The organism is Xanthovirga aplysinae (assembly GCF_009711365.1).
Lineage (GTDB): Bacteria > Bacteroidota > Bacteroidia > Cytophagales > Cyclobacteriaceae > Xanthovirga > Xanthovirga aplysinae.
Map to the genome: position 1 here is coordinate 1 of NZ_SMMB01001115.1, position 8,440 is coordinate 8,440.

Here is an 8,440-nt window from a genome sequence, read left to right on the forward strand (position 1 = left end):
AATTTTATAAAATGCGAAAGGAATTTTGGCACATATTACTTACAGGTTTTATTTTGCTAATAAGCGTTGCAGCTTCTATTGGGCAACCTTTCTGTGAGCAAATGAGCCATTCGCATCCCCAGAGGGCTTATATGCTTCATGCTTCCTCTGCGGACAGTCCTAAGGAAAATAGGGGCGGCGAGCCAATGGAAATGCCATATACTTGTTCTCCTTTCCATTTCTGTTTTAACCAAGGTATATCTTATGCCCATAGTTGTTTTCAACACCATTCCTTATATCAATTAGAGGGCAAAATTGGTGTTCAGGCAGGAGGAAAATACTTTTTTCTCCCCCTTTTGCTATTGGCACTTGATTTTGTATTGTTTCAATTATTTGCCCGTTTTGGGTTAAAATGCCGACTTCCTTTTATTTCACATAACAGGTACAGAAAACGTCAACTTCAGTATCTGGCTTTTCTTCAGGTTTTCAGGAATTAAATCACTCTTTTCTTCAATCTATTTCAAAGCAATCCGAAGGAAACACTTCGGTTCAAAACTTTAATTCCAAAGAAATTTTAGTCAATCCTTTTGAACAGTAAACTTCTGGCTTTACCTATTAAAGGCTTTTGTTCATGAAAAAGTAGAAGGTAGCGCTTGATTAGCTAATTAACTTTTGGTAATAGACTTATCTGTTCGGTCAAAAGAAAGACTAAAGAGCTGAAAACCTATATAAACGATGAAATTTTTAAAAATAACAGGCTTGATTGTAGGAATCCTTATGGTTTTTCAAGAGCATTCTCAAGCCCAAAAAACCGTTGAATATCAACTTTCTATCAATGATACCACCGTTAATTTTACAGGTAAAAACAGAAAAGCCATAGTGGTGAATGGTTCAATTCCCGGACCCACTCTTTATTTTACAGAGGGAGATACGGCGATTATAAAAGTTAGCAATAAAATGAAGGTAGAAACCTCTACCCACTGGCATGGTTTATTACTTCCAAATAGTGAAGACGGAGTGCCTTATTTAACTACACCGCCCATATTACCGGGAACTACCCATACTTTTAAGTTTCCTTTAAAACAGTCCGGGACCTATTGGTATCATTCACACACTAACTTACAGGAACAATCCGGGGTTTATGGTTCCATTGTGATTTACCCCAAGGAAGAAAAACAGCCTAAGGAACTCTCAAACAGGACTTCAAAAACAAGAGATAAGGAGTTGGTTTTATTGCTTTCGGACTGGACCGATGAAAAACCTGAACAGGTTATGAAAAATTTAAAAAGAGGTTCGGAATGGTATTCAATTAAGAAAAAAAGAACACAGTCAGCTTATGATTATTTAAAAAATAATGCCCTGAGGGATCGATTAAAAGCCTCTTGGGATCGAATGCCGCCTATGGACATTTCAGACGTGGCCTATGATAAGTTTTTGATCAATGGAAAGGAAAAGCAAAGTTTAAGCAATCTAAAGCCAGGAGAGCGCATTAAACTGCGCATCATTAATGGTAGTGCTTCTACCTACTTTAATTTGCAATTTGCAGGAGGAAAAATGGAAGTGGTGGCAGCTGATGGGCTGGATGTAGTACCTGTGGCTGTTGACAGGGGGTTAATTGCCATTGCGGAAACTTACGACGTTTTCATCACCATACCTGAAGATGGGTCTTATGAGTTTCGGGCTACCGCACAAGATGGTTCCGGTTATGCTTCTCTGTTTTTAGGAAATGGAGAACAACATTTCGCTCCGGCCATACCAAAACCGGACATTTACAAAATGGGGGATATGCACGATATGGAAGGAATGGATATGGGCAATATGTCCTCAATGAAAGGTCATAATATGAAAACAATGGGTGCGCAACATGAGATGTCCATGACGGGGTCAGAAGATATTTCGATGAATCAGAACCATTCCAATATGAAAATGGAAGGCCATAGCATGGGGGATATGGCAGCTATGAGCCATGAAATGGGCATGTCGGATTCGGAAGATATTTCGATGAATCAGGACCATTCCAATATGGAAATGGAAGGCCGTAGTATGGAACATATGGAGGGTATGCAACACAAAATGTCCATGTCAGATTCCACTCATTTGGAAAAGGGAAATGCCCACTACAATATGACCATGAATTCGGCTAATATGCAAACAGATGGAGAAATCGTTGAACTTAATTACGATATGCTCCGGTCTCCGATTCCTACTACTATCAATGAAAATCTCCCGGTAAGAGAAGTAAAGTTGGAGCTTACGGGAAATATGAGAAGGTATGTTTGGTCTATGAATAATAAGACCCTTTCCGAGGCGGATAAAATTTCTATTAAAAAAGGAGAAAAGGTGGTGGTTACCCTTGTGAATAAGACCATGATGAATCACCCCATGCACTTGCATGGCCATTTTTTTAGAGTACTCAATGCACAAGGAGAATATTCCCCATTAAAACATACGGTGAATGTAAAGCCTATGGAAACCGTAGTCATAGAATTTGAGGCCAATGAAGAGAAAGATTGGTTTTTTCACTGCCATGTGCTTTATCATATGATGGCGGGGATGGCCCGAGTATTTTCTTATGAGGACAATCCTGCAGATTCCGCTGCTGCACTCCCTGTGAAAACAGAAGAGAGCAGAGAGGAATTATACCAGAATGCTAAAAAAAAGTCCAAAAAGGAGATTTCCCATAACCCCTTTTATACTTTTGGTCAATTGAATGCTATGAGTCATATGAGCGAGTTAAACTTTACGGCTGCCAATAGTCGAAACCAATTAAATGTGGCAGCGGAAGGAGATTATAGGGGGAACTTTAGAGCAAATATAGATGTGAGTCGCTTTTTAGATGAAAATCAATTTCTCTCTCTGTATGCAGGAACAGTAATTTATGGGGGAAGAGATTTACAGGAAATCCTTAATGATAATGGAAATCAAGATGTCAGGCGTGTTGAACCCAGAGGGGTGATTGGGGTTCGGTATTTACTTCCCTTCTTTATCTCTTCCGACCTTAGCATTGATACAAAGCTACATCCTTTATTAGAATTATCAGGAGAAATACCCTTATTTTCCCGTTTTAACTTGGAATGGAGCGCCAATACAGACAGAGAATTTCAGGCAGGTATTGACTATGTTATCTCCAGAAACCTCTCCCTTGTGGGCAACTATAGCACAGAATTCGGTTGGGGAGGAGGCCTGGGTTTACGGTTTTAATTTAAAATGAAGTACAAGTGCTTAGGAGCTAATTCTTGATGTCAAAAAAGATTAGGCTTTTTAATAATGGCTGTATAAGGAAAAGAGAAAGTCGGCAAATAATGAATTTTATTCTTTTGCCGGCTTTCAGTTTTTATTTGGTATTTTTTGCCTCTGAAGGTTGGGCTTGAACTTGCCCTTTTGGACAGCCTACCAACTCTCGTAAATTTAAATAACTCGATTTTTGAATAGGCTGTCCCATCAGCTCAGAACTACGAGCGAACCACTCTCGTTATCAGATTCTTGAGCCTTATTAACAAATGACTTCCAGCTGGCTTCGCTCCGAATCGGCATGAGTATGAATATCCTGTCTCAGATCCACTATTCTTCCAAAAAGCCATATAAATGGCTCCACCTGCCCGTTTAGCACACAGGCCCCCTTACTAATGTTATGAAGCAATCCTTGTACATCGGATGACTGCAATGCAGTAACTGCGGCCCGTTCCTTAAGAAGCAACGAGCAAGAAGGCAAATCACACTTCCCATTTGCACTCAAGGTCACGTCTCCATCTTTAATTAAAATTGTGATCGCCTCAGCCTGTTCCGAAACGCTAACTGAAATGGCGAGATTTGGTGTTGGAGCAGGCACCTCAGCGGTCCATTTTTTCAGGTATGTAGAGAATTCATTGGCCCAGACCTCAATATCAGCCTGCGTTACGTTTGAGTCCCTTGTTTCAGCACGCTTTGCAGCGAGTTGTTCATCTACTTCACGTTCTGCTTCGATGAGCGCTTCTAGCGTTTTGTCCACGTCTTCACGTGTATGAGCGGCCGAGCAGATGAGTCGTAAGCGGCCTCGTCCGCTTTCCACAATTGGATAGGTTACTGCCGATGTTTGAACGCCACGCTGATATAAGTTCTGTACTATTGCGTAGAGTTTATCCTTGTCGCTAAAATGAGGAGTGACGATTGGTCCGTCTCCAGTCCCTAGATCATAGCCTGCATCTTCGAATCGCTGGCGCATGTAACGGGTCGTTTCCCACAATCGCTCACGCAATGCGTCATCGGAGCGGAGGCGCCGTAATGCAGTGAGTGCTGCTGCCATATCCGCTGGGCTAATGGAAGCCTGAAAAATGTAGGCTCTGGAAGATGATTTCAAAAGGTCCACATGCTCCTGGCTAGCCGCCACCACTCCACCAAGACTACCTAGGGCTTTGCTGAGGGTTGTCATGATGAAATCCACCTCTTCGGTAACGCCTTGAGCAGCACAAATGCCTGCACCACCTTCACCGTAAAAGCCAAAAGAATGCGCCTCGTCCACAAGCACCAGTGCATTATATTTTTTTGCCGTGCGCACGATTTCTGCAACCGGTGCAGCACCTTCACCCATGCTATATACGCCTTCCAGAACAACTAGAACGGTACGATAGGGTGACACTTCCGACTGAAGGACCGCCTCTAGGTCAGAAGCACTGTTATGTTGGAACGTCCTAACCGTAGCACCGCATAGACGAGCACCATCAACAATGGAGGCGTGACAGAGCTGGTCGATAACGACAACATCGTTTCTTCCCAAAAGCCCTGCTACTGCTCCGACATTGGCAGTGTAGCCGGTTGGAAACAGGCAAGCGCTGGGCTTTCCTACTAAATCGGCAAACTCTGTTTCGAACTCCAGGTGTTGATTGGTCATACCTGAGGCTGCAGCCGAGGTACCCATTCCGGTCCCAAAACGCGCTAGTGCACTTGATGCTTCCTCCATGACAGCCTGATCGCGGTTCAAGCCTAGATACAGATTGGTCGTCCATATAATCGCCTCTTGCTCTTCATCATTGTAGGCATCGCCTACTATTCCTCGGGTTGCACTTCCCGTTCGCAATACCTTACTATAAGGGTTTCTGCGATTGTCGTTCACCATGCGCATGACTTCCTGAACCAGCTTGCTCTTATCGGTGGCGCTCCATGCAGGCGCCTTCGCAGCTTGAAATGTCGGATGGCTGGACTGAATGTGTGTTTGGAAGCTAGCCAAGGTATCAGTCGTTACACTACCCAACTTATCCGCTGAGTGGTTATCAGAGCCACTTCCGATCATATTAACAATATAACTGACCAGCGCATTGGGAGTAGGGTTTTCAAAGATCGCCTGAGCAGACAACGTTCGACCCAAAATTTTGGTGAGTCGACTACTCAACTCCAATGTAGTTAGGGAATCGAGGCCAAGGCCATCAAATGAATGGTCTGGCAATACCAGTGCCGGGTCACCTAAGTTAAGGAGAGCAGCCACCTCACTCTGAATGATCGACAATATCCCTGCTTGTTGTTCTTTGTTTGAACTTCCCAAACGTTGAATGAGACTGCTGGTGCTTTTTACTTCGTCAGTACTTGGGCTTACTGCCACTGTACCTGGTTCAATATACACCTCCTCTTCCAGGCTCATGAGTTTCTTCCGATCGAGTTTGTCATTGGGTAAAAGCGGCAGTGCCTTGAGGTGTTTCACAACTTGAGGCACCATATACTTGGGTAGTCGCTGTGCTAAATAGGTCTTGATTGCTTCGTCTGTTACCATTTCATTCCGGCTTACAACATAGACTACTAGTATTTTCTGACCAATACCCCCATCTACGGCTGCCGCTGCCGCAGCGTCAATCCCTTGCATAGACTCAAGGGTGGACTCAATTTCTTCAAGTTCAATTCGAAAGCCCCTGATTTTTACTTGTTGGTCTACTCTGCCAAGAAATTCGATCTCTCCATTTTCTTTCCAGCAACACAAATCACCCGTTTTGTACATCCGATTATCTGGAATTAGATCATTAGGTTCCACCTCGATAAAACGTTCCTTGGTCAGCGTTTCATCGTACAAGTACCCACGCGCAAGCTTGCTTCCTGCGAGATACAACTCTCCAGGTTCCTCAGTAGAAACGGGTTGCAAAGCATCGTCCAAAATGTACGCGCGTGAGTTGGGGACCGACTTACCAATGGTAACTACTTGGGTGCCAGCAGGTATTTCGGCAATGGTCGAATAAACCGTATCTTCGGTAGGACCATATGCGTTTAATACGCGCAGGTCCGGCGCTAGCGCATACACCTGTTCCACTAGTGAGCGTTTAAGCGCTTCGCCGCCAAAAACCAGACATCGTATCCCCTTTGGCAATCTTTCTGTAGAGAGCAATGCCTGCACTGCCGATGCAACCATTACACATGTTCTTACCTGATTTACCGCAGGAAGTTTGGTCAGCTCAAGTGCGTTTTTCGCTAGAATTATGGTACCACCCAGCGACAACGTACCCATAATTTCCATCACCGAAGTATCGAAACAAACAGAGGCAGCTGCAAGCACCCCTTGCAGCTCTTCATCACTGAATAGCTCGCGCATTGACTGGCGCATAACCACAACACTTCTGTGCTCGACAGCAACTCCCTTTGGTCGTCCCGTTGAACCCGAGGTATAGATGACATAGGCCAAATCGTTCGCGGATGGTCGAACTCGGTTATCTTTATGATTGCCCAATTTATTGATCCATACAAGATCACGCACACCATTGCAAAGGTTGGCAGCGCTGTCATTATCCACGATAGCTGCTACAGCACGAGAATGCTCTAACATATATCGGACCCGATCTTGTGGATATGCGGGATCCAACGGCACATAGGCACATCCTGCTTGCATTACACCAATTAGAGCAGCAACCAGTTGCCAAGAGCGGTTCATGCACACCCCAACCAAAGATCCCGGCTCTACCCCACGGTTTTTTAGCTCTCCCGCAACCTCACTGGCTCGATTCATGAGACCTTTATAGTCAATTCTGATCTCACCATCGATAATTGCAATCCTTTCAGGATGTTCAAGCATTTGCTTCACAATCAGCCCACAAATTGTTTCTTCTAGATCATCACCAGATTTTTGAGCTAGTTGCTTTTCTATTAAAATTTGCAAGTCCTGGGCAGGCATCCCAATTATCTCTTCTGCGTGCTTCACTCCTGCAGCATTTAACATAGTCTGTCGATTACTGGCAATTTCAGCTTCGCTCGAGCCTGAATTAAAACGGGTTAATTGATCCGCATTGGTTAAAAGTTCCCTAAAAAAATGAGTTAGCTTATCCATTTATTCCTTACTATTTTATGATTATTGATTAGTTTGATTTTAAATTGTAATCACTTCTATTTGGACGCAACTGGTATCCATCGCAATACAATTTGGTATAGGGAGATGCTTTATTATTACTCATAAAAAATTATTAAGAGGTTAGGTTGTCCTATTTTACTTGAAAAGTCCTCTTATACCCATGAAAAAATAAACACGCACTAGGTATGGAAGTAATGTAAAAGTATGAAATAATTTTTAAATACCGTATTAATAGGGTCAGTGGATTTAATTATGTTTTAAAGCCTATTTATTCTATTTATTTGGTAGGCTAAACCTGTCAAATAAATGTTATTTTCAATTGATATGTAGTGACTGAATCTAGATAATGAAATCGAAATACAGCATTTTAACAACTTATACAGCTTTCCAAGTTGAGCTAGTTTCCTATCTTTCTCGTCATTTAAAAATAGTTTTTAAATTCCCTTCTCCTTTAAGTTGAAGTCGTGAATATTTCCAAAAAATATGCTCATTTATTGAAAACGTTAGCAAGCTTTCATGACAATTAATATTTAAGGGATGAATTTGTTCTATATCGATCTCCAAAATGTAATCCTTTTCAATACCTAATTTAACCATTAGGCAAAGTTTAGTGATTGATCTTCAGCTCTGTTTGGTGTAATTTTAGTACTGCATGGAAGTTCTTTCAGAAAAATTTCTGAATTTATTTGCCTCCTTTCTCCCTTTTAATGGATCAAAACCTTACTAAGTAAAGGTATGGAGTTGATTTGAATATTACTATTTCAGTACATTTCAAAATATTTCAGAATATTTCAGAATATTTCAGAATATTTCATTCTCTTATGATTCAAAAGGACTTTTTAAATTCTTAATTAGTTTAAAGCCCATATTAGTGTAATGTTCAGTAGTCCTGCTACTGTTATGGACTAATACTTTTTTTCTTATTCTTTTGCCTTTTAAAGAGAAATTATATTCCTTTACATTAGTTTCTAAGTAAACTAAATTTTTTCAAATACGTTCTGAAGGAAAAACATATATCACATAAGGGGTTTGGTAAAAGAACAGTAAAGTTGAAGATCCAGCGATTAGTAAACTTTTTTTTAAGATCTAGGAATAAATTTGACAGCTGGGTAATAGTTCATTTTAACTGCTCTTTGGATCAAAGAATGACAAAGCCAAAATGGT

General features: G+C 41.8%; 3 protein-coding genes. 2 read left to right on the forward strand and 1 reads right to left on the reverse strand.

The genetic code is table 11. The features are described 5' to 3' along the window. Window positions 1-476: hypothetical protein (locus E1171_RS13295; protein WP_222931496.1), on the forward strand; the 476-nt coding region annotated here is incomplete at its 5' end. A gap of 238 nt (window positions 477-714) precedes the next feature. Continuing rightward, window positions 715-3,180 carry a multicopper oxidase domain-containing protein gene (locus E1171_RS13300; protein ID WP_155206498.1) on the forward strand — a complete coding sequence of 822 codons (2,466 nt, stop codon included), beginning with the start codon at window positions 715-717 and terminating at the stop codon, window positions 3,178-3,180. Between the two features lie 292 nt (window positions 3,181-3,472). Here E1171_RS13300 and E1171_RS13305 read toward each other — a convergent pair whose 3' ends face one another. Further along, window positions 3,473-7,255 carry an amino acid adenylation domain-containing protein gene (locus E1171_RS13305; protein ID WP_155206499.1) on the reverse strand — a complete coding sequence of 1,261 codons (3,783 nt, stop codon included), beginning with the start codon at window positions 7,253-7,255 and terminating at the stop codon, window positions 3,473-3,475. Window positions 7,256-8,440 lie beyond the last annotated feature (1,185 nt).